The following is a 20,635-nucleotide window of genomic DNA, read 5'->3' as shown; positions in this document are numbered from 1 at the left end:
AAACCGGTTCCCACTTTCGGGATCATGCACTAGCCTTCCGCCGCCAGCCGCTTGAGCTTGGCGATGGCGGTCTCCGAGCTTTCGCCATAAGCGATGGTGCCGGCGAAGTCGCCTCGGTCGTTGAGCAGCAGCACCGAAGCCGTGTGGTCCATCGTGTAGTCGCCGTTGCCGGTATCGACCTTCTTCGAATATATGCCGAAGGATTTGGCCATGGCGTGGACCTTGTCGGGGTCGCCGGTGATGCCGAGGATGCGGTCGGAGAAGTTGCTGATATAGGCGTTCATGATTTCCGGCGTGTCGCGCTCCGGGTCGACCGAGACGAAATAGGCGCGCAGGTTCTTGCCGTCGTCACCCATCGTCTTCAGCCAGCCGGCCAGTTCGAACAGTGTGGTCGGGCAAACTTCCGGGCAATGGGTGAAGCCGAAGAAGACGACGCTAGGGTGGCCGCGAAACGCAGCCTCGGTGATCGGGGCGCCCTTCTGGTCGACCAGCGTGAACGGCGCGCCGAACGGCTCACCGCCATAATGCCCGCGGTACCAGTCGAAGGTGAGCCAGCCGATGCCTGCTGCCATCAGGACGAGAATGCCGACCAGTATTGAACGCATCATCAATTGGTGTCCGTCGCGATTTTCATTGGCGCCGTATCGGCGCCATGCAGCTTGTTTGGCGAACACTCTTAACGGTTTGATCTCATCCGCGCAAAGATGTCGCGTTGCCGCAACCGGCTTTCCTGTCAAAAGGTGATCCGCTTGCAAAGCGCTGCCGCCCGTCCCACCTGAGACCGGCGAAACTCGAAACCGCAGGAGGCTCCCCTTGCAAAGACTGATTGGGCGAAAACTGATCGGCGGCGCTTTGGCCGCATGCCTCGTCGTCGGTGCCGGCGCAGCCGCCGCTCAGGAGGTCGGCAAGGTCGGCGTCGACTGGCTCGGCAACGACATCATCGTCGAGGCGATCAAGGATCCGAAGGTCGAAGGCGTGACCTGTCACGTCACCTATTTCGAACGCGGGATGATCGACCGCCTGCAGAAGGGCAACTGGTTCGAAGATCCGTCCGATTCCTCGATCTCCTGCCGCCAGACCGGGCCGATCACCATCGGCGAGATCGACATGAGCGAGGCCGGCGAAGAGGTGTTCAAGCAAGGCATCAGCCTGATCTGGAAGAAACAGGTGGTGAACCGCATCTACGACAAGGCAAACGACACCCTGATCTATCTGTCGCATTCGCGCCAGGTGCAGGACGGCTCGGCGAAAATGTCGGTCACCACCGTGCCGCTCTACGGGCAGAACGTGGTGTGGACCAACGGCAAGCCGAAATAGGCGACCGCAATTGCCCTGACGGACGATCGGTCCCGCTTGCGGGACCAATCGCTCGGGCGTAAAGCCGCGGGGATGGATCGTCCCGAAAATCTTGTCCCCAAGGATCCTGAGCCGCGCATCCATCCGACAGCGGAATTGAAGGCGTGCAAGCTCGGGCGCTACGCCTCGATCGGCGAGCGGGTCATCCTGCGCGAGGTATCGGTCGGCGACTTCTCCTATTTCGAACGTCATGCCGAGGCGATCTACACGACCATAGGCAAGTTCTGTTCGATCGCCGCCAACAGCCGCATCAACGCATTGGAGCATCCGATTGAGCGGGTGACCCAGCACAAGGTCAGCTATCGCCCGAACGAATATTTTCGCTGGCTGGGCGTCGACGGGGCGTTTCGGGAAAGGCGGCGGGCGAAGTCCGTCAGCATCGGCCACGACGTCTGGATCGGCCATGGCGCGGTGATCATGCCTGATGTGACCATCGGCAATGGCGCGATCGTCGGCGCCAACGCTGTGGTGACGCGCGACGTACCTGCCTACGCGATTGTCGCCGGCGTTCCGGCCAGGCAATTGCGCCAACGCTTCGCGGCGGACGTCGCCGCTCGGATCGAAAGCCTCGCCTGGTGGGACTGGCCGCCCGAGAGACTGGCCAAGGCAGTCCCCGACATGCAGACGCTGTCCATCGAGGCCTTCCTCGACGTCTGGGACAACGAAATACCCTGATCTTGCGGGCGCGTGCACGGCTATATCAGTGAAATCCCTCCGTGCAAGGGAACCCGGAGCTGATGCTGGTTGTTTCTCCTGCCATGATAGAGAAGCTTTTCACCAGGATCGCCAACTACGTTGCCCATCTCGCCGGTCTGCCGTCGACATTCGCCGTCTGCTTCCTGATCATTGTTGCGTGGGGGGCAAGCGGACCGATGTTCGGGTTTTCCGATACGTGGCAACTCGTCATCAATACCGGCACGACGATCGTCACCTTCCTGATGGTGTTCCTCATCCAGAATACCCAAAACCGTGATGGCGCCGCGATCCAGGCGAAGCTCGATGAATTGATCCGGGTCAGCAAAGCCAAAAACACCTTTATCGGTATCGAGCATCTGACCGAATCCGAGGTTCAGGAGATCCGCGAAAAATGTGAGCGCGCGGCGAAGCGGCATGACCGGCAGGTCGCCGATATGGCGGTCAAGAAAGCCGCGGCGCAAAAGCCCGGCTCGAAGACGCATGCGGCGTGAGCGTCAGCTTTCCATGAACGCCGCGAATGCTTCCTTGTGGTCCGGGTGCCAACGCGACAGAGCAGGGCGGTTTTCGATGATGTCGCCGATCGCCCAGGCCATGCGCTTTTCGTCCATGGGCCGTGTCGCCTCGTTATCGGGGCACAGGATGTAGAAGTCGCCACGCACCAGCGCGGCCAGCATGAAGTCGATCACCTGCTCGCCGGTCCAGGCGCCGGCGGGTTTTTCGGTCGCACCTTCGGTCAGGCCGGTATAGGTGAACCCCGGAATGAGCAGATGCGCAGCAACTTTTGCGCCGGGCTCGTTGCGCAGCGCGTGTGCCAGGCCTTCGGTGAAGGTCTTCACGCCTGATTTGGAGACGTTGTAGGCAAGGTTGCCGGGCGGCGTGGTGATGCCTTGCTTGGAGCCGGTGTTGACGATCAGGCCCGGCCTGCCGGTCGCCAGCATGCGCGGTGTGAAGGCCTCGACGCCATGAACGATGCCCCAGAAATTGATGTCCAGCAGCCGCTTCCAGGCGTCGCGGTTTTCCCAGGGCTTGCCGGGATTGTTGCCGACGCCGGCATTGTTCATCAACAGGGACACGCCGCCGAAGGCACCGAACGCCTTTTCGGCCAGCCGGTCGAGTTCGTCGGGCCTGGAAACGTCGGTGGCGACAGCAAGCACCGCGCTGTCGCCGGCAATCGTTGCAACGGCGCGGGCAGCCTCATCGAGCCGCGCGCCGCCGATATCGGCCAGCACGATTTTCAGGCCCATCGCCGCCAGCCGCTTGGCCGCGGCAAGGCCGATGCCGCTGGCGCCGCCGGTGATGACGGCAACGTTGCCGGAGGCGAGGGCAGGCAAAGCGCTCTGGATTTCGGCATCGGTGGTCATGGCTATAGCGTCCTCGTTCAAGTTGCGCCGAACTTAACGCGGCGCGGGGCTCGCGCAAGCCCGCTTTGGCGTCCTTGGGTTGACCACATCGGCAGGCGCTGCGCATGCTGTCCGCGTAAGAAGGAGATTACCGATTGACTGACTGGATCGAGATCCTGAAAGAACAGACCGCCACCGGCGACCAGATGAGCCGCGAGGTGCCGCAAATGCTTGCCAATCCCGACATCAGCGAAGCGCAAGTGAAGACGCTGTTTTCGGCGCTCGAAAAGCAAGCGGAATTTGTCGAGAAGCTGCGCATGGCGCTGGAGAAATTCGGTCATGATTTTTCGGTGATCAAGGCGGCCGAGCGGCTTGAGGAGCGCTATGCCGACCTTGCGGCCTCGGTGGCGGAAAAGCTGAAGGCGATGCGAGGCTAGAGCGGAACGCATTCTTATTGAATGGGGCATCCCGCTCTATCTGTTTGTTTTAGCAGCATTTGTGCGACGCCAAGCGATCCACTTGGCTGCAAAATGCTCCAGCAGGCCTATTTTTCGATCACCCGCTCGAAGCGCCTGTCCGGCACGAACCAGATCATGGCGACCAGGACGTAGATAGCGACGCCGATCCACTGGCTGATGAAGGTCAGCGGAATGGCGGCGATATAGAGGGCCAGCGAGATCCTTCCCTTGCGGTCGCTGCCCAGCGCCCTGGCAAAGGCGGTATCGTTGCTGTGCAGCCGATGCAGCATGACGGCGAGGATGATGTAGGCGGCCGCGCACAGCGCGAGTTCGGCCCCGTAGACGGCGACCGGAACCGGCGCGAAATGGTTTTCGCCCATGAAGGCAGTGGTGACCGGCATCAGCGACAGCCAGAACAACAAATTGAGGTTCGCCCATAGCACGCGGCCGTCGACGCGCTGCACGGTGTGGAACATGTTGTGCAGATTGTTCCAGTAGATGCCGACATAGATGAAGGACAAGACATAGCTGAGGAAGACCGGCCATAGTGGCGCCAGGGTTGAAAAATCCTCGCCGTGCGGCACCTTCAATTCCAGCACCATAATGGTGATGATGATGGCGACGACGCCATCGGTAAACGCTTCGACCCGTCCCTTGCCCATGGATTCTCCCTACCAACGCACTGAAGTTAAAAGATAATTTTGCGCAGCGCCACCGGCAATAGCGTCAAACCTTGTCAGGAGCAAGCTAGGGAATACATGGCCGCCGCTCTCCGGCGGCCGGCGACAGCGTTGTCGCGGCGTCCTCACACCCCCGTGACAAACCCATCCAGCACGCGTTTCTGGCCGGCCTTGTCGAAGTCGATGGTCAGCTTGTTGCCTTCGATGGCCGAAACATTGCCGTTGCCGAATTTCTGGTGGAAGACGCGGTCGCCGACATTGAAGGCCGACGGCTTGTCGGCGACGGATTTGGCGACCAGCTCGCCATCGATGGTGCGGCCCTTGATGGAGGTGCGGCCAGGGCCATAGCATATAGAGCGCGACGCCGATCCACTGATTGACGAAGGCCAGCGGGATGGCGGCGATGTAGAGGGCAATTGAGATCTTTCTCTTGCGGTCGGTGCCCAACGCTTTTGTGCAGGCCGAAGCGACCGAGTTCGCCCTTGCCGTTGATGCGTTGGATTTTTTCCAACACCCCTCATTTGCCTTCACTTCGTTCAGGTATTTCTTTTCACAACAACGAGGGGGAAGGCCATCATCAATCGCTGTCTCGTGCGATCAGCTCCAGCGGCCAGACCTCGCGGATGATCCGGGCCCCCTCAGGGCCGGCGAAGGCCGGAATCGACGCCAGCAACATTTCGGCCAGCCGCCGTCCCATCGGCTCCAGGGGAGGGCGGAAGCCGGTCAGCGCCGGTGAGAAATAGCGGCAGAGCGGCGTGTCGACGATGACGATCACCGCAATGTCGTGACCCGGCCTGATGCCCATCTCGGCCAGCGCCTTGCAGCCGCCAAGTGCCATGGCGTCATTGTTGAAGATGATGGCGGTCGGCGGATCCTTGGAGCGCATCACCTCAGGGGTCACCGCGTAGCCGCCGGCCTCGTTGATGAAGCCTTCGGCGACCAGTTCGGGGTCGAATTCGATGCCGTGCCGCCGCAACGCCTTGCGATATCCGGTGAGGAACAGATAACCGAAGTTGAGATCGAGCGACGGGCGGATGGCCGCAATGCGGCGGTGGCCGCGCGCGACGAGACGATCGACCGCGTCAGCCCCGGCTTTTTCGAAGTCGAGGTCGAGCGAGGGGTAGGCATCGCCGCCAGAGCGGCTGCGGCCGAGCGTCGCGAACGGGAAACCGGCCTGGGTCAGATAGTCGATGCGCTCGTCCTCGCGCCGCGTCCAGGCCAGCACCACCGCATCGGCCCGCCGGGTCTCGACGACACGGCGCAGGCGCTCCTGCTGATAGTCGCCCGGCGCGCCCATCACCACGATCAGGTCGAGTCCGCTTTCGGCGAGCTTGGCCTGCAACCCGGTCAGGAACGGAATGAAGAACGGCTCGCCATATTCCTGATCGCCCGGATGCGGCTGCAGCATGAAGGCGATCGAATGGGTGGCGCCGCGCCGCAAACTGCGGCCGGACTGGTTCGGCGAATAATTCAGCTTCTTGGCCGCATCGAGCACGCGCTGGCGTGTGTCGGCGTTGACGTCGGCGCGGCCGTTGAGCGCGCGCGACACCGTGCCGATCGAAATGTTCAGGTGACGCGCAAGGTCGTGAATGCTGGACGCCAAAGGACAGTTCTCCCCTTGCTTGGCTAGCACCGGCTGCTCTCCGGGCCAAGGTGATCAAGGTGATTTTCGGGAGCGGCCAATTGACATTCTACGCCTTCGGGTGTGTTCTCGTAAACGTTTACGGAAAAACGTTTACGGTCATGCCGTGAATGCCGTGACGATCGGTCTGGAGGGGCCGAGCGGAGGAGGAGCGCTGGATGATGAATGTCGTCCTGGTCGGCTGCGGCGCGATGAGCAAGGCCTGGCTCGATGCAGCCAGGCAGGTCGCCGGGCTCGCCATTGTCGGGCTTGTCGACCTTGACGCCGAGCGGGCGAGGGCAAGGGCGCGCGAATACGAGCTTGCCGGCGCGGTTATCGGAACCAGCCTCGACGCCGTGCTCGACCAGACCCGGCCCGATGCGGTGTTCGACGTCGTGGTTCCCGCGGCCCGGCGCGACGTCGCGCTTTCAGCCTTTGCCCATCATTGCCATCTCCTGACCGAGAAGCCGCTCGCCGACAGCCCGGACAATGCGCGCGCCATCGTTGAAGCCGCCCGGCGTGCCAAGCGCGTGCACGCCGTCATCCAGAACCGCCGCTACGTCGCCAATGTCAGGCGTATCAGGCGTTTTCTCGAGTCCGGCGCCATTGGTGCTGCGACCAGCATCCACGCCGATTTCTTCGTCGCGCCGCATTTCGGCGGTTTTCGCGAGGAGATGGCCCATGTCCTGCTGCTCGACATGGCGATCCACACATTCGACGCCGCCCGCTATATGGTCGGTGGCAACCCGGCCAGCGTCTATTGCCAGGAATGGGAGCCGGCCAATTCCTGGTATCGGCAAGGGTCGTCGGCAACCGCAAGCTTCGACCTAGGCGGCGGCAAGCTGTTCACCTATGCCGGCAGCTGGTGCGCGGCCGGATTCCGCACCAGCTGGGACAGTACATGGCGGATCGTCGCCGAGCGCGGCAGCATTGTCTGGGACGGCGAGGACGGGCTGAAGGCGGAAATCGTGCAGCCGGTCCGTGAAGGCCTGTTCGACCGCACCGAACCGATAGCCGTGCCGCCGCTCGACCCGGCCGATCGCGTCGGCGGCCATCTCGGCATCATCCAGGATTTCGTCCGCGCGGTCGAGACCGGCACCGAGCCGGAGACGCGCGGCGCCGACAACATCAAGAGCCTGGCCATGGTTTTCGCTGCGATCGAGAGCGCCGAGACCGGGCGCCGGGTCGCCATCGCTGCACAGGAAGGATCATGATGCCAAACCCGCTGCTCGACATCAGGATCGGCACAATGGTGCGGGCCAATCTCGACGACCCGGCCGCCTATATCAGGCAGATCCTGCCGCTCGGCTTCGAGAGCATCCAGCCGTTCTTCTGGCAGACACTGGGCGGCAAGGACATTCCGCGGCTGGCGGGCGAAATCCGCGAGGCGATCGGCGATGCCGATGTCATCGTCTCGTCGATCGGCGTGTTCGGCAATCCGCTGGAGAGCGGCGAGATCGATCGCGGCGTCCTCCAGGCGTGGGAAACGATCATCGACAACGCGCATCTGTTCGGCACCAGCATGGTCAGCGGCTTCACCGGCCGCATTCGCGGCAAGCCGCTGCCCGACAGCCTGCCGCGCTTCCGCGAGGTGTGGGAACCGCTGGCTAAACGCGCCGCTGACAAGGGCGTGCGCATCGCCTTCGAGAATTGCGCGATGGACGGCAACTGGGCGAGCGGCGACTGGAACATCGCCCACAATCCGGACGCCTGGGAGCTGATGTTCAACGAATTGCCCGATGACAATCTCGGCCTGGAATGGGAACCCTGCCATCAGCTCGTCTATCTGATCGATCCAATCCCGCAGATCCGCAAATGGGCGCCGCGCATCTTCCATGTCCACGGCAAGGACGCGACGGTGCGCTGGGACGTGATCCGCGAGCATGGCGTGTTCGGCCGCCTGCCATTCGTGCAGATGCGCACGCCCGGCTTCGGCGACAGCGACTGGACGCGGGTGATCAGCGAATTGCGGCTGGCCGGATACAAGGGTGCCATCGACATCGAGGGCTGGCACGACCCGGTCTATCGCGGCGACCTCGAGATTACCGGCCAGGTGCGGGCGCTGGATTACCTCAAGCAATGCCGGGGAGGTGCCAGCTACCTGCCAAATCCGGCTTGAGAATCCGGCCGGCGGGAGGGCCGGTCAGTGAAGCATTGCGGCGAAAAGCCGAAGCATTCGTCGAAACCCCTCGGCTTGCGAGGGAACAATGGGAGGAACGTGCATGAGCATCGCGATGAGAACGACAGTTCTGCGCTCGACCGTCGTGGCGGCCGCCACGGCGCTCGCCGCCGCCATCTCCACCTTGCCGGCGCAGGCGCTCGACGCCCAGTGGTGCAAGGACGTCCATATCCGCTTCTTCGTCGGCGGCGCCGAGGGCGACGCCTTCGGCACCATCGTCTACAATGGCGCCAAGCAGGCGGCCGCCGATCTCGGACCGAAGGTCGACTACATCTTCTCCCAGTGGGACGCCGAAAAGATGGTGCAGCAGCTGCGCGAGGCCGTCGCGGTCAAGCCCGGCGGCATCGCCATGATGGGCCATCCTGGTGACGCCTCGATCATGCCGCTCGCCGAACAGGCGCACAAGGACGGCATCAAGATGATGTACCAGAACGTGCCGGTGCCGAAGGTGGTGGCGGCGTTCGGCGGCGGCTATGTCGGCGCCCAGCAGGAGCAGCAGGGCCGCGCGCTTGGCGCCGAAGCGCTCAAGCTTGCCGGGCTCAAGGCCGGCGACAAGGCGATCATGATTGGCCCCTTCGAGAACGAGGCCCGCGGCGCGCGCGAGCGCGGCACGGTTGCCGTGTTGAAGGAGGCCGGCGTCGAGGTCATCCAGCTCCCCTCGCCGCCGAGCGGCGAATGGGCTTCCGATCCCAATCTGGCCATTCCGGTGCTCACGGCGGCACTGCTCAACAATCCCGACGTCAAGGCGGTCGGCTATCCCGGCGGCCAGATGCTCGGCAACGTCGCCACCTACATGCAGGCGGCTGGACGCAAGCCGGGCGACATCTTCAACTTCGGCTTCGACACCAGCCCGCAGATCGTCGAAGCCTTCAAGGGCGGCTGGGTGCAGCTCACCGCCGACCAGCAGCCCTTCCTGCAGGGCTATCTGCCGATCCTCAGCCTCTGCCAGCAGGTGGTGCTGGGTCTGGCGCCGATGAATGTCGACACCGGCGCCGGCTTCGTCACGCCGCAGAATTACGAGATCGTCGCCGAACTCGCCAAGCAGGCGCTGCGCTGACCTCCCAAGCCGCCGCCGGCCGGGATCGACCCCGGCCGGCGGGACCGCCGGCGGAAAAGGCCGGTAAGCGACAATCAAGCGAGGATCCGATGGCCGAACGCATCATCGAACTGCGCGACATCAGCAAGTCCTACGGTCAGGTCTACGCGCTGGGCGGGGTCAATCTCAGCGTCGTCCGTGGCGAGGTCGTCGGCCTGATCGGCGACAACGGCGCCGGCAAATCGACGCTGATCAAGATCCTGTCGGGCGTAGTCAAGCCGACCAGCGGCGAAATCCTTGTGCGCGGCAAGCCGGTGACCGGATGGAGCGCCGCGCGCTCGCGCGACGCCGGCATCGAGACGGTGTTCCAGGACCGGGCGCTCGCCGTGCAGCAGACGATCGTGCGCAACATCTTCATGGGCCGCGAACTCACCGGCTGGCTGGGCTGGCTGAAGGTCAACAAGGAGATCGAGGAGGCGAGCCGGCTGATGCGCGAGATCGGCTTCACCTCGAAGGTGTTCACGCCGCACTCGATCGTCGGCCAGCTCTCGGGCGGCGAACGCCAGGGCGTGGCCATTGCCCGCGCCATCTACAAGAAGGCTGAGCTGATTGTCCTCGACGAGCCGACGACGGCGCTGTCGCTGACCGAGACCGCCAAGGTCTTCCACTTCGTGCGCCAGGTGCGGGCGAGCGGGCGCTCGATCCTGTTCATCGGCCACAACATCCACCATGTCTTCGACATTGCCGATCGCTTCGTGGTGCTCGACCGCGGCAAGGTGGCGTTCACCGCCGGCCGCAGCGAGGTCAAGTCGGCCGAAGACCTGATCAACTTCATGGAAGACCTAGCCCACCCCGGCGGATTGCCCGGGTTGCACGAGGCCGGCGATGCGGGGAGGGCAGCGCGATGAGCAAGACCATGGAACCCGACCTGAAGAGTCCCCTCGGCGGCACGCATAATGAGGCCGCCGGGAAAGAGTGGAGACATCCATCCGACAATTGGCTGCGCGGTTTCATCCTCGACAACCGCGCCGCGCTCGGCACGCTTGCCGTGTTCATCGTCATGATGGCGGTGTTCATGATCGCCAATCCGACCGTTTTCACCACCTGGTACCTCTATAGTTCCGTGCTCACCACGCTGCCGGTGGCGCTGTTCGTGGTGGTGCCGCTGGTGTTCGTCGTCACCTGCGGCGAGATCGACCTGTCGTTTCCGGCGACAATGGGCTTTGCTTCCTGGGTGTTCGCGCTGGTCGTGCAGGCCGGCTACGACCCGTTCCTCGGCATTGCCGCCGCCATCGCCACGGGCACGCTGCTCGGCTTCCTGGTCGGGTCGCTGGTCGTCTATGGCGGGCTGTCGTCGCTGATCGCCACGCTTGGCATGAATTTCCTGCTGCGCGGCCTGATCCAGATCATCAATGAGGGCAGGTCGACGGCGCTGACCAGCCTCGCCGACAGCTGGGCCTACCAGATCTTCTCCAGCCAACTCTATGGCATCCCGGTGCAGATCTTCTGGGCCATCGCTTTCGTCGTGCTGTCGGCGCTGCTCTACAACCGGCATCGCTTCGGCGCGCAAGTGAAGGTCGTCGGCGACAATCCTGACAGCGCCCAGCAGATGGGCATCGACGCCAAGCGCGTCAGGGTCAAGGTCTTCGTCTTCGTCGGCATCGGGGCTGCGATCGCCGGCACGTTTTCGGTGATGATCAACTTCACCTGGTGGCCAACGGCTGGCGACGGCTATCTCCTGCCGGTCCTGGCATCGGTGTTCGTCGGCGGCACGCCAACCTGGGGCGGCATCGGCACCGTGGTCGGCGGCGCTATCGGCGCGGTCACCGTGTCGTTCATCCAGACCGGCGTGGTGGCGGCCGGCCTGAGCGGCTTCTACGTCCAGTTCTTCAACGGGCTGATCATCATCCTGTCGCTGCTCGGCCATAAGTGGAACCAGGCGCGGTATCGGTGAGGGGCTACCCGATCAGCGACTACGAACGGCACTCCTCGGTGGAGAAGGACCCGCAGCCTCGCTATCATGAAGAACGCGCAAGGCGAGGAGTTCAAGCATTTCGGCATGAACCTCGAATTCCTGCTCCGCCAGAAGAAGGACTGGCGGGCGGAATTGAAGGAGATCCTGTTCACCACGGGCGACATCGTGAAACTCGGCGAGGCGAGCGCGATTCCGATCACGTGTTGTCACATCAGTGGAAAGACCGATCGAGCTCGGATTTCAACTTATCGGAAATATCTACGGCTTTAAGTAAAAACTATGTGAATGTTATCCTTTCCGAGCCTCTCTTTCGCTTTGTTCAAAATGGAGTCGGGCAGGGATGCCCATTTGTCGGCAAAGCAAGATAGAAATACGTCCCCAAGATACTCAGAAACTTCAGACTGAAGAGTTATGCATTCACCTACGGATTTGCTTGTTGCCACGATACTTTCTAGATCGCCATAGGTCGGGAGCGTAGAAAATGATTGGCTATGGACGTGCGCGGACAGAAGTCTATACGGATCTTGCTCGCTGCGATGCTTATTCTTTTTCAGAGCAGAAAATCGAGATTTGAACCCCTCATAATAGTTTTCTAAGTACCCAAGAGCTTCCTTTTTGAGAACAAAACCGTCGCCAGTCTCAGTTACCCTCTTCCACTCAATAGGATGATCTTTGAAGTATAGCCATGACAATGCCACATCTATCTGTCCTCTTAGGGCGAATAGCGCGGGTCTAACAATCCCTACTGTCAAGCAGCCTGCTGATTCAACTATTAAGGCCCGAAGCCCTTCAATCAACTCGTCGGCGGTGCCGGTTTTCTCGGATGTTCGTAGATATTCTAACCAAACAAGAAGTGATATACCGGCTTCGTATGTATTCTGGCAATTCGTTTGCCCCTGAGAGCTAATTCTGTCGGCAATACTCTTTGCGAGCCTGTCAACCTGATCTTTGAAATCGACCGTCATTTTTCGCTTTTTCGAGAGAGCGGCCAATCCGACGGGGTGTTGTGGACTCGCGCATTTCGAATTTTGGTTACCAAATGAAGCAATTCGCTTTCACTGATCACCTCTCCAACCTTGTCGATCCATGTTCTGAAAGAATTCCTATTCAGATCTGGTATGGGTCGAGGCGGGTTTAATTCGTCATATATTCTCTCTCTCAAGATGTTAGCCGCAGATGACTTTGACAACCCCGCCTCTTGTAAGAGAAGTCTCTCAATTTTCGAAACGACCTCGTCGCTGAGGTTGCCGCCAGAGATGGGGCCCTGCGATGAGTAAATCCTTGGGGCCCGACCTACGGATCCATCTCCGACATATGACCGAATAAACGAAATTTCGTCCAAAAAGGCACTGGCCCCATATTCATTGATCCATTGAGCTAGCTTGCGCAGCTCTGATTCGCGCAACTCGGAAGCCGCTAAAATGAGGGCGGCTTTGCCAATTGAGGTTTCCATCTATCTTAAAGCCCTATTTTCTTCGCGAGCTCGTCCGCAAAACGATTTAGCTCGGCTCTTACAACGCTGCTCCAAGGACCCGTCCTATCAGATGCAAACCCAGTGTAGTCGGTTTTTGCCCGTAAGTGCGACGATTCGTGAATCACCTGGGCCATCGTCCTGGACCCAAACGTTGGGTGGCCCCGAAGCTCAGCTTCGATCTTATCGATCTCCGGGCCTGACTTCGAGCGCGGTATACCGTTCAACGCCACAATAAACTGCGGCTTGGGTGAGATGGATGGCACGTTGTCTACAAACTCACTAAGTATTTCAAGGCCAAGTATTGAGTACTTATCGGGTTTAACTGGAACCAGAACATGTGTGCAAACTTGTAGAGCACACAAAGTTAAGAATGAGCTACTTGGATTGCAATCGATGCATACGACCCCGTATTTCTTCTTCTCGTTCTCAATAAATTTGAAAAATCTATTCCGTACCGTCTTTAGTTTGCCGTTGTCATCCATCAAACTGTATTTCACAAGACGAAAATCACCAGGAACTATCCTAAGAGATTTTCTTGGATTTGTCGACTTGAAATGAAATAGCTCTCTCGATATATTTTCAGAATCCGGAGGGGAATCCACAGACGTACTTACAGAAAAAAGGCTCGGATTGGATGGCGTTTCCATGGCTGAAAATATAGTGCTATTTTTACTTTTCCATTTTTTCTCATAGTCGTCGCGGGTAAATAGTTGCTGCGTCAGATTGAATTGTGGGTCTAGATCGAGGAGCAGTGTTGAAACTATCTTTCGTTCAAAAAGGGCCCGAAAAACGTGGGCGCTAATTGTCGTCTTCCCGACGCCACCTTTCATATTCAAGACTGCGATGACCGGCACGAATGGTGCACTATTTGCCATGATATCCCCCTCCACTCATAGTAATTAAATAGAAATCTACTGGGGAACGCAACCTGATCGGAGCTAAGATCTGGTCAGCTTCGGCGGCGGATCAATCGCTGTCGCGCGCGGCGGCCAGACTTCGCGGATGATGCGCGTGCCTTCGGGACCGGCAAACGCCGGGATGGAGGCCGGCAGCATTTCGGCCAACCGCCGGCCCATCGGTCCAGCGCCGGGCGCAAGGGCGGCCAGCGCCGGCGATAGCGGCAGAGAGCGGCGCAGCGTAAGGCGGAACTCACACCCCCGTGACAAACCCGTCCAGCACGCGTTTCTGGCCGGCCTTGTCGAAGTCGATGGTCAGCTTGTTGCCTTCTATTGCCGCAATGTTGCCGTTGCCGAATTTCTGGTGGAAGACGCGGTCGCCGACATTGAAGGCCGACGGCTTGTCGGCGACGGATTTGGCGACCAGCTCGCCGTCGATGGTGCGGCCCTTGATCGAGGTGCGGCCGGCGCCATAGCCACTGTCGGTTTCGCCATAGCCGATGCGCTCGACCTGGTGGCCGGAACGCGAGCCCCAGTTGCGGTCGGTCGCCTCGGTGCGGTTCTGTTGCGCGCGCTGCCAGCCCGGCGTCCCATAGGTGCTGGAGAAGGCGCCGGATTTCTCAGTGCCGCCTGTATTGCCGCCCACATTGTCGAAGCGCGACGCGCCATAGGGGTTCTGCCGGCCACCACGTCCCGGGGCAAAAGAACCGCCGCCGTAGGAATTGCCGTAACCACCGTAGCTGTTGCCGCTCTCTGCGACTTCGACATGAGCTTCCGGCAATTCCTCGAGGAAGCGCGACGGGATGGTCGACTGCCAGAGGCCGTGGATGCGGCGGTTGGAGACGAACCAGATGTGCAGGTTCTTCTTGGCGCGGGTCAGGCCGACATAGGCGAGGCGGCGTTCCTCCTCGAGCCCGGAGCGGCCACCCTCGTCGAGGGAACGCTGGTGTGGAAAAAGACCTTCCTCCCAACCAGGCAGGAACACCGTCTCGAATTCGAGGCCCTTGGCCGAATGCAGCGTCATGATGTTGACGGCGTCGAGCTCGGCGTTCTGCTCGGCGTCCATCACGAGTGCGACATGTTCGAGGAAGGAGCGCAGCGATTCGTACTCCTCCATGGAGCGGATCAGTTCTTTCAAGTTTTCCAGCCGGCCGGGCGCTTCAACCGAGCGGTCGTTCTTCCACATGTCGGTGTAGCCGCTCTCCTCCAGGATGGTCTCGGCGAGCTCGGTGTGCGGCGTGGTTTCCAGCGCCTTCTGCCAGCGCTCGAAATTGGCGGCGACTTCGCGCAATGCTGCGCGCGGCTTCGGCTTCAGTTCGTCGCTCTCGGCGAGTTTTTCCGCAGCCTCCAGCATCGGGATGCGCAGCGCCCTGGCGGTGTCGTGGATCTGGCGGATGGTGGCTTCGCCCAACCCGCGCTTCGGCACGTTGACGATGCGCTCGAAGGCGAGGTCGTCGGCGCCTTGGGCGACGACGCGGAAGAAGGCTAGCGCATCGCGGATTTCGAGACGCTCGTAAAAGCGCGGGCCGCCGATGACGCGATAGTTGAGACCGAGCGTGACGAAGCGGTCCTCGAACTCGCGCATCTGGAAGGAGGCGCGGACAAGAATGGCCATATCGTTGAGATTGTGCCGATTTCCTTGTTTATCTGGGCGCTGGTAGGCCTCGATGGTTTCGCCGACGGCGCGGGCCTCTTCCTCGGAATCCCAGGCGGCGTGGACATGCACTTTCTCGTCGTCCTCAGCGACCTTTTCGGTGAACAGCGTCTTGCCGAAGCGGCCCTCATTGTGGGCGATGAGGTGGGAGGCGGTGCCGAGGATGTGCGCGGTGGAGCGGTAGTTGCGCTCTAGCCGGATGATCTTGGCGCCGGGGAAATCCTTGTCGAAGCGCAGGATATTGTCGACCTCGGCCCCGCGCCAGCCATAGATCGACTGGTCGTCGTCGCCGACGCAGCAAATATTTACTTTGTTTTCTCTCACGGGCTGTTCCGCGCCTGCCGGCGCGGGCCCTCCGCGCGGGCCTCGCAACGGCTCGGCCGCCCGGTCGGGCTTGCGGCCTTCGGCCGATCGCAGATCTGTCGACGTTGAAGCACGTCCGGCATCCGGCCGCTGCGCCAGCAGGCGCAGCCACATGTATTGGGCGGTGTTGGTGTCCTGATACTCGTCGACCAGGATGTATTTGAAGCGCTTGTGGTATTCCTTCAGCACGTCTGGATAGGCGCGGAAGATGCGGATCGGGTGGCACAGGAGATCGCCGAAGTCGCAGGCGTTCAGCGTCTTCAGCCGCTCCTGGTAGGCCTTGTAGAGCTCGCGGCCCTTGCCGTTGGCGAAGGCGCGGGCGTCGCCCTCGGGAATGTCGGCGGGGCCAAGCCCCTTGTTCTTCCAGCCGTCGATCATCTGGGCGAACTGCTTGGCCGGCCAGCGTTTGTCGTCCAGCCCTTCGGCCTGGATCAGCTGCTTGATCAGGCGCACGACATCGTCCGTGTCGAGAATGGTGAAGTCGGATTTCAGCCCGGCAAGCTCGGCGTGCCTGCGCAGCAGCTTCACACCAATCGAATGAAAGGTGCCGAGCCACGGCATGCCCTCGACTTTGCCTTCGCCGATCAGCATGCCGATGCGCTGCTTCATCTCCCGCGCCGCCTTGTTGGTGAAGGTGACGGCGAGGATCTGCGAGGGGAAAGCCTTGCCGGTGGCGAGGATGTGAGCAATGCGGGTGGTCAAGACGCGCGTCTTGCCGGTGCCGGCGCCGGCCAGCACAAGAACCGGGCCTTCGGTGGTTTCCACCGCCAGCCGCTGCTCGGGGTTGAGCCCGTTCAGATAATCGGGTGCATTGTTGTGGCCGCTGCGCGCAGCCATGGCACGCGCAGCAATGCCCGACGGGGCCACGGGCCGCGCGTTCGGTTCGTCAAAAAAAGGCATATCTTCCGAAAAGCCGGACATTGTCCCCGAATGTAGTGATTCGGCAGCGAAAGGCCAGAAGTGTCTCCGTTTTGTTCTCGATCCAGGCCGGAACTTACAAATCCGGTAGGACACATGTCCAAGCTGGCCCCGCACGCGGACGTGCCGCCGCCGGGCGATACAAAGGGCAGCGACCAGGGCCTAAACCGCAATGACGTGCGCCTTACGCAGTGATATTGAAGCCGTTTCTGTCGCTGCTCGGTATTCCCTGTCAGCCGCCGCCCTGGGCTTTGTCGCAGGCGTCGATCTCAGGACCGGCAAGATCGTCCACAAGCATCGCAACGGCACCGTCGACGACGGCCTCACTCATCCGTGACTGGACCCTGAGGGCTTCTATCCTATGTTGCGCGGCGGAAGTACTTCCCGAAGCCGAGGAGAGCGCCATGACAAAACCGAGCCCTGCCAGCCCAGCCGTCACGAGACCCGCCATTACCCAGGCGATGATAGACGCCTATGACGAATACACGCATCTGACGCTCGACCGGCGGCGCTTCATGGAACAGTTGACCAGGCTTGCCGGATCAGGTGCGGCGGCGGCCGCAATTGCGCCCCTGCTGGCGGCGAATTCGGCCCGGGCAGCGATCGTTGCCGAGGACGATTCACGCGTGACCGGCGAGGACATCAGCTATCCCGGCAGCGGCGGCGAGATGAAGGGCTATCTGGTCAAGCCGGCCGGCCAGTCCGGCAAGCTCGGCACCGTCATGGTCGTGCATGAGAACAGGGGGCTCAACCCGCATATACGCGATGTGGCGCGGCGCGTGGCGCTGGAAGGCTTCGTGGCACTTGCCCCGGACTTCCTGTCGCAGCTCGGCGGCACGCCGGCCGACGAGGACAAGGCGCGTGACCAGTTCTCCAAGCTCGATCCGGCGCAGACCGTCGCCAATGCGGTCGCAACAGTCGCTTTCCTCAAAGAACACGCGGATGGGAACGGCAAGGTCGGCGCGGTCGGCTTCTGCTGGGGCGGCGGCACGGTGAACACGCTGGCTGCCAACACGCCGGATCTGGCTGCCGCTGTCGCCTATTACGGCATGCAGCCGAAGGCCGAGGATGTGCCGAAGATCAAGGCGGCGCTGCTGCTGCATTATGCCGGGCTCGACACCCGCATCAATGCCGGTATCGACGCCTTCAAGAAGGAACTCGATGCCGCCAAGGTCGAGTACACAGTCTATGTCTATGAAGGCGCCAATCATGCCTTCAACAATGACACGTCCGCGGCCCGCTACGACAAGAACGCGGCGGACCTCGCCTGGGGCCGAACGATCGCCTTTCTCAAGGAGAAGCTTGCCTGATCAGGCATTTGCCCGGTTTGTGAAAAGCGACCCCGGCCATCACCAGCGCAATGCCGATGCAATCGATAGGGCCGGGTATCTGGCGGAGCACAATGACGCCGATCAGGGTGGCGCTGACCGGCAGCAACGACAGCATCAGCGCGAAGCTCGAGCGCGGCAGCCGCGACATGGCAAGCTGGTCGCAGATGTATGGGATGACCGACGAGCAGATGCCGACGCCGATGGCGGCGATGAGCAGTGGCGGCGCCGAGAAAGCCGGCAGCGCATCGGTGAAGCCGACCGGCAGCACGATGAGGAAGGCGACCGCCATGGCGGCACCCAGGCCGGCGATGCCGTCGCCAGCGCCGGCGCGGGCGACGCGATGGCCAAGCACGATGTAGCCAACGAACAGCGCCCCGTTGAGGAAGGCCCAGAGCAGTCCGATCGGGTCGCTTGACCATTTGACGTCGATCAGCAGCAAGGTGCCAATGACGGCGATGACAAGAGCTGCGAGATTGCGCGGGCTTCTGACGCCGACAAGCGCGACGCCGATGGTGCCGACGAATTCGATCGCCGCGACCAGCGAGATCGGCAAGCGTTCCAGCGCCAGGTAGAAGGAGCAATTCATTATGCCCAGGCAGGCACCAAAGGCGAGAAGCAGCAGTCTTGTCGGGCGGTCGGCGTCGGCGAAGACCGTCCAGGGCCGGGTCAGTGGCGCGAAGACGAGGGCGGCCGTGACGATGCGCAGCCAGGCCATGCCGAGCACGCCGACATGCGGGAAAAGCAGCACGGCGAAAGCCGGCCCGAGATAGTGGAACACGGCGCTGACGCCGAACCAGACATGCGGCGGCAGGGAGGTCGCCAGCTTGCCAAAGACAGGCCCGGCGAGGGCAGGGATTGCAGCCGGAGCTTGCGCTGGATCATCCATGAGATCATTATCGCAGGCAGTTTTTTGGATTTATATGGCTGATAGTCGGCCGAAGAGATAATCTCTTTTCCAAAACCAAGGAGTTTTGTCTGAAACGCCTTCGAAACGAAAATACCGATCTGGATGCGGCTGACCTGAAGATCCTGCGCCTGCTGGAAAAGGATGCGCGCACCAGCACCGCCGAACTGGCGCGTTCCGTCGGCCTATCGGCGCCGAGCGTAGCCGAACGCATCAAGCGGCTGCAGGAGAGCGGCGTGATCGAGGCCTATACGGTGCGGATCAACCCGGCCGCGCTCGGCATGAAACTGTCGGCATGGCTGCGGATCAGGCCGGTGCCCGGGCAACTGGCTGTGGTGGCCGAGATCATCCGCGACTTGCCGGAAATCGCGCAATGCGACCGGGTGACCGGCGAGGACTGTTTCGTCGCGCTGGCGCATGTCGGCTCCGTAGCCGAGCTCGAACGGGTGATCGACCGCATCATTCCGTTTGCAATGACCAACACCGCGATCATCCAGTCGTCACCGGTGGTGGCGCGCTCGCCGCTGGGGGCAGTGAAGCACCAGCCCTGATGTTCGAGGTGAAGTGGTCCGCTCGTCAGCGCATCATCAGCTTAACTAGAAACGTCGCGCCGCCCCTCAGCGCCCTGCCGGGCACTTCTCCCCGTATAGTGACGGGGAGAAGGACGCGTTTGCGGCGGATTTCGTTAATCTCCAGCGTTGCAGAGAAAGCGCCAGGCTGCGGCAAGCTCCCTTCTCCCCGTCACTATACGGGGAGAAGGTGGCGGCAGCCGGATAAGGGGCGGCGCAAACGCCCCAGAAAAATGCAACCGAACGACGAGCCTATTTCTTCCCGCACCGATCAGGCATGGCCGCGCTTCGAGCGCGCCTGCTTCAGGATGGCGCGCCAGCGGACCATGGCGAAAGGGATCGGCTCGTTGTTGTTGGCGATGTGAAAGATCTCGTTGTTGAGGTTCTTCAGCGAGCGCCAGAAATCATAGTCGCTGATGCGTGGATCGGCTGCCAGCCTGTCCGCCTCGACCTTGATGTCGGTTTTCATGCACGTTTCCCGAACCGCTTCAGCTCCGCCCCCGTATCAACCCGATGCGGAGGGTTTTCCAACGCCGCGCTGAGTCGTTCAACGCCTCAATTCGACTTGTTCACGTTAAAACCTTGGTAAGGTTAACGGCGGTCCGACTGCGGTTCAAGCGTCTTGCGACGAATACCGATCGAACGGCCGGCGCGCTCAGGCATCGGCAGCGCCGCATGGGCGGCGCGCATGGTTTCCACCTTGGCCAGAACATCGGCCGGGAAGGGCGCCACCTTCGGACCGGACATGTCGACATGCAGCGACAGTGATTCGGAAGTGGCAGCGAGCCAACCGTCGACATGACGAATTTCCTGGTAGGCTCTGAGCCGCTTGTCGTCATGGTCGAGCAGTTGGAAGGAGACATTGACCTTGTGGTCGAAATGCAGCTCCCTGATATAGCAGACATGGACTTCCGCCGTGTAGATGGTCAGGCGCCGCTGCTTCACATAATCCAGCCCCATCCCCATCATCTCGAACGCTTCGTCGGAACAGCGGTCGAACAGCACGTTGTAATAGGCCATGTTGAGGTGGCCGTTGTAGTCGATCCAGTCCTTCTCGATGGCCATGGGAGGAGAGACAAAGGGGGCGGGGGTGGACATCGAAAACTTCCTTCTGACTGGACAGAGCGTGGTCGGTGAGACTAGAGCGGATGTGCGTCCAATTGGACGCACAAAGTACGCGTCTCA

The 20,635-nt window shown here is 61.4% G+C and carries 22 protein-coding genes and 3 pseudogenes; 13 read left to right on the top strand and 12 right to left on the bottom strand.

Translation table 11 applies throughout. The features are described 5' to 3' along the window. Nucleotides 1-29: 29 nt before the first annotated feature. Complete coding sequence (locus tag ACWUKX_RS05660; RefSeq protein ID WP_455840326.1) at nt 30-608, bottom strand: SCO family protein; 579 nt, start codon at nt 606-608, stop codon at nt 30-32. A gap of 214 nt (nt 609-822) precedes the next feature. Here ACWUKX_RS05660 and ACWUKX_RS05655 point away from each other — a divergent pair, with 214 nt between their 5' ends. The 3 genes from ACWUKX_RS05655 (at nt 823) to ACWUKX_RS05645 (ending at nt 2,543) form a co-directional block, all read left to right on the top strand. Then, nucleotides 823-1,317, top strand: coding sequence for a CreA family protein (locus tag ACWUKX_RS05655; protein WP_455840381.1), 495 nt, complete (start codon nt 823-825; stop codon nt 1,315-1,317). 72 nt (nt 1,318-1,389) lie between these two features. Beyond that, nucleotides 1,390-2,031 (top strand): DapH/DapD/GlmU-related protein, encoded by a 642-nt coding sequence (locus tag ACWUKX_RS05650; RefSeq protein ID WP_029351421.1) that lies wholly within the window; start codon nt 1,390-1,392, stop codon nt 2,029-2,031. 83 nt (nt 2,032-2,114) lie between these two features. After that, on the top strand, nt 2,115-2,543 hold the full coding sequence (locus ACWUKX_RS05645; protein WP_456004907.1) for a low affinity iron permease family protein: 429 nt from the start codon (nt 2,115-2,117) through the stop codon (nt 2,541-2,543). 3 nt (nt 2,544-2,546) lie between these two features. Here ACWUKX_RS05645 and ACWUKX_RS05640 read toward each other — a convergent pair whose 3' ends face one another. Beyond that, complete coding sequence (locus tag ACWUKX_RS05640; protein WP_456004695.1) at nt 2,547-3,413, bottom strand: SDR family NAD(P)-dependent oxidoreductase; 867 nt, start codon at nt 3,411-3,413, stop codon at nt 2,547-2,549. A gap of 134 nt (nt 3,414-3,547) precedes the next feature. Here ACWUKX_RS05640 and ACWUKX_RS05635 point away from each other — a divergent pair, with 134 nt between their 5' ends. Continuing rightward, the gene (locus ACWUKX_RS05635) at nt 3,548-3,829 is read left to right on the top strand and encodes a hypothetical protein (protein WP_029351415.1); all 282 of its coding nucleotides are present in this window, start codon (nt 3,548-3,550) and stop codon (nt 3,827-3,829) included. 107 nt (nt 3,830-3,936) lie between these two features. Here the strand turns inward: ACWUKX_RS05635 and ACWUKX_RS05630 are convergent, their stop codons facing one another. The 3 genes and pseudogenes from ACWUKX_RS05630 to ACWUKX_RS05620 form a co-directional block, all read right to left on the bottom strand. Further along, nucleotides 3,937-4,512 (bottom strand): TMEM175 family protein, encoded by a 576-nt coding sequence (locus ACWUKX_RS05630; protein ID WP_065010296.1) that lies wholly within the window; start codon nt 4,510-4,512, stop codon nt 3,937-3,939. 143 nt (nt 4,513-4,655) lie between these two features. Further along, nucleotides 4,656-4,877, bottom strand: a pseudogene (locus tag ACWUKX_RS05625) (hypothetical protein); the annotation flags it as partial. Nucleotides 4,878-5,107: 230 nt separating this feature from the next. Further along, nucleotides 5,108-6,133: a LacI family DNA-binding transcriptional regulator gene (locus ACWUKX_RS05620; RefSeq protein ID WP_456004692.1), complete on the bottom strand. Its 1,026-nt coding sequence runs from the start codon at nt 6,131-6,133 to the stop codon at nt 5,108-5,110. A 197-nt stretch (nt 6,134-6,330) separates the two neighbouring features. On the opposite strand from ACWUKX_RS05620, the gene ACWUKX_RS05615 reads away from it, so the two are divergent. The 6 genes and pseudogenes from ACWUKX_RS05615 to ACWUKX_RS05590 all read left to right on the top strand — a co-directional run. Next, complete coding sequence (locus ACWUKX_RS05615) at nt 6,331-7,365, top strand: Gfo/Idh/MocA family protein (protein WP_456004689.1); 1,035 nt, start codon at nt 6,331-6,333, stop codon at nt 7,363-7,365. Then, nucleotides 7,362-8,270: a sugar phosphate isomerase/epimerase family protein gene (locus ACWUKX_RS05610; RefSeq protein WP_456004686.1), complete on the top strand. Its 909-nt coding sequence runs from the start codon at nt 7,362-7,364 to the stop codon at nt 8,268-8,270. The genes ACWUKX_RS05615 and ACWUKX_RS05610 overlap by 4 nt, the downstream gene beginning before the upstream one ends. A gap of 103 nt (nt 8,271-8,373) precedes the next feature. Then, a complete protein-coding gene (locus ACWUKX_RS05605) occupies nt 8,374-9,387 on the top strand; it encodes a substrate-binding domain-containing protein (RefSeq protein ID WP_095518637.1) in 1,014 nt (337 codons plus the stop codon). An 89-nt stretch (nt 9,388-9,476) separates the two neighbouring features. Continuing rightward, nucleotides 9,477-10,274 (top strand): ATP-binding cassette domain-containing protein, encoded by a 798-nt coding sequence (locus ACWUKX_RS05600; RefSeq protein ID WP_456004683.1) that lies wholly within the window; start codon nt 9,477-9,479, stop codon nt 10,272-10,274. Further along, nucleotides 10,271-11,320 carry an ABC transporter permease gene (locus ACWUKX_RS05595; protein ID WP_456004681.1) on the top strand — a complete coding sequence of 350 codons (1,050 nt, stop codon included), beginning with the start codon at nt 10,271-10,273 and terminating at the stop codon, nt 11,318-11,320. Before ACWUKX_RS05600 ends, ACWUKX_RS05595 begins: the two co-directional genes overlap by 4 nt. Nucleotides 11,321-11,331: 11 nt before the next feature. Next, nucleotides 11,332-11,521: pseudogene (locus tag ACWUKX_RS05590) on the top strand (ferritin family protein); the annotation flags it as partial. 86 nt (nt 11,522-11,607) lie between these two features. Here ACWUKX_RS05590 and ACWUKX_RS05585 read toward each other — a convergent pair. From ACWUKX_RS05585 to ACWUKX_RS05570, 4 genes are all read right to left on the bottom strand, one after another. Beyond that, the gene (locus tag ACWUKX_RS05585; protein WP_456004679.1) at nt 11,608-12,306 is read right to left on the bottom strand and encodes a hypothetical protein; all 699 of its coding nucleotides are present in this window, start codon (nt 12,304-12,306) and stop codon (nt 11,608-11,610) included. Between the two features lie 493 nt (nt 12,307-12,799). Further along, complete coding sequence (locus ACWUKX_RS05580) at nt 12,800-13,690, bottom strand: ParA family protein (protein WP_456004676.1); 891 nt, start codon at nt 13,688-13,690, stop codon at nt 12,800-12,802. A gap of 63 nt (nt 13,691-13,753) precedes the next feature. After that, the gene (locus ACWUKX_RS05575) at nt 13,754-13,891 is read right to left on the bottom strand and encodes a hypothetical protein (protein ID WP_456004674.1); all 138 of its coding nucleotides are present in this window, start codon (nt 13,889-13,891) and stop codon (nt 13,754-13,756) included. Between the two features lie 73 nt (nt 13,892-13,964). Beyond that, complete coding sequence (locus ACWUKX_RS05570) at nt 13,965-16,649, bottom strand: ATP-dependent helicase (protein WP_456004671.1); 2,685 nt, start codon at nt 16,647-16,649, stop codon at nt 13,965-13,967. 96 nt (nt 16,650-16,745) lie between these two features. On the opposite strand from ACWUKX_RS05570, the pseudogene ACWUKX_RS05565 reads away from it, so the two are divergent. Both ACWUKX_RS05565 and ACWUKX_RS05560 read left to right on the top strand, forming a co-directional pair. After that, nucleotides 16,746-16,965, top strand: a pseudogene (locus tag ACWUKX_RS05565) (hypothetical protein); the annotation flags it as partial. 85 nt (nt 16,966-17,050) lie between these two features. After that, complete coding sequence (locus tag ACWUKX_RS05560) at nt 17,051-17,956, top strand: dienelactone hydrolase family protein (RefSeq protein WP_456004668.1); 906 nt, start codon at nt 17,051-17,053, stop codon at nt 17,954-17,956. On the opposite strand, the gene ACWUKX_RS05555 is transcribed toward ACWUKX_RS05560, so the two are convergent. Further along, nucleotides 17,937-18,863: an EamA family transporter gene (locus tag ACWUKX_RS05555; RefSeq protein WP_456004666.1), complete on the bottom strand. Its 927-nt coding sequence runs from the start codon at nt 18,861-18,863 to the stop codon at nt 17,937-17,939. The genes ACWUKX_RS05560 and ACWUKX_RS05555 overlap by 20 nt on opposite strands. 89 nt (nt 18,864-18,952) lie before the next feature. Here ACWUKX_RS05555 and ACWUKX_RS05550 point away from each other — a divergent pair, with 89 nt between their 5' ends. Then, complete coding sequence (locus ACWUKX_RS05550) at nt 18,953-19,432, top strand: Lrp/AsnC family transcriptional regulator (RefSeq protein ID WP_128343536.1); 480 nt, start codon at nt 18,953-18,955, stop codon at nt 19,430-19,432. A gap of 289 nt (nt 19,433-19,721) precedes the next feature. Here the strand turns inward: ACWUKX_RS05550 and ACWUKX_RS05545 are convergent, their stop codons facing one another. Next, complete coding sequence (locus ACWUKX_RS05545; protein ID WP_029351403.1) at nt 19,722-19,919, bottom strand: hypothetical protein; 198 nt, start codon at nt 19,917-19,919, stop codon at nt 19,722-19,724. A gap of 122 nt (nt 19,920-20,041) precedes the next feature. Continuing rightward, nucleotides 20,042-20,548: a thioesterase family protein gene (locus ACWUKX_RS05540; protein ID WP_456004663.1), complete on the bottom strand. Its 507-nt coding sequence runs from the start codon at nt 20,546-20,548 to the stop codon at nt 20,042-20,044. Nucleotides 20,549-20,635: the final 87 nt, after the last annotated feature.

This window comes from Mesorhizobium sp. f-mel (assembly GCF_053850215.1).
Note: the sequence above shows the minus strand (reverse complement) of the source record. Positions and strands in the feature narration are given on the sequence as shown.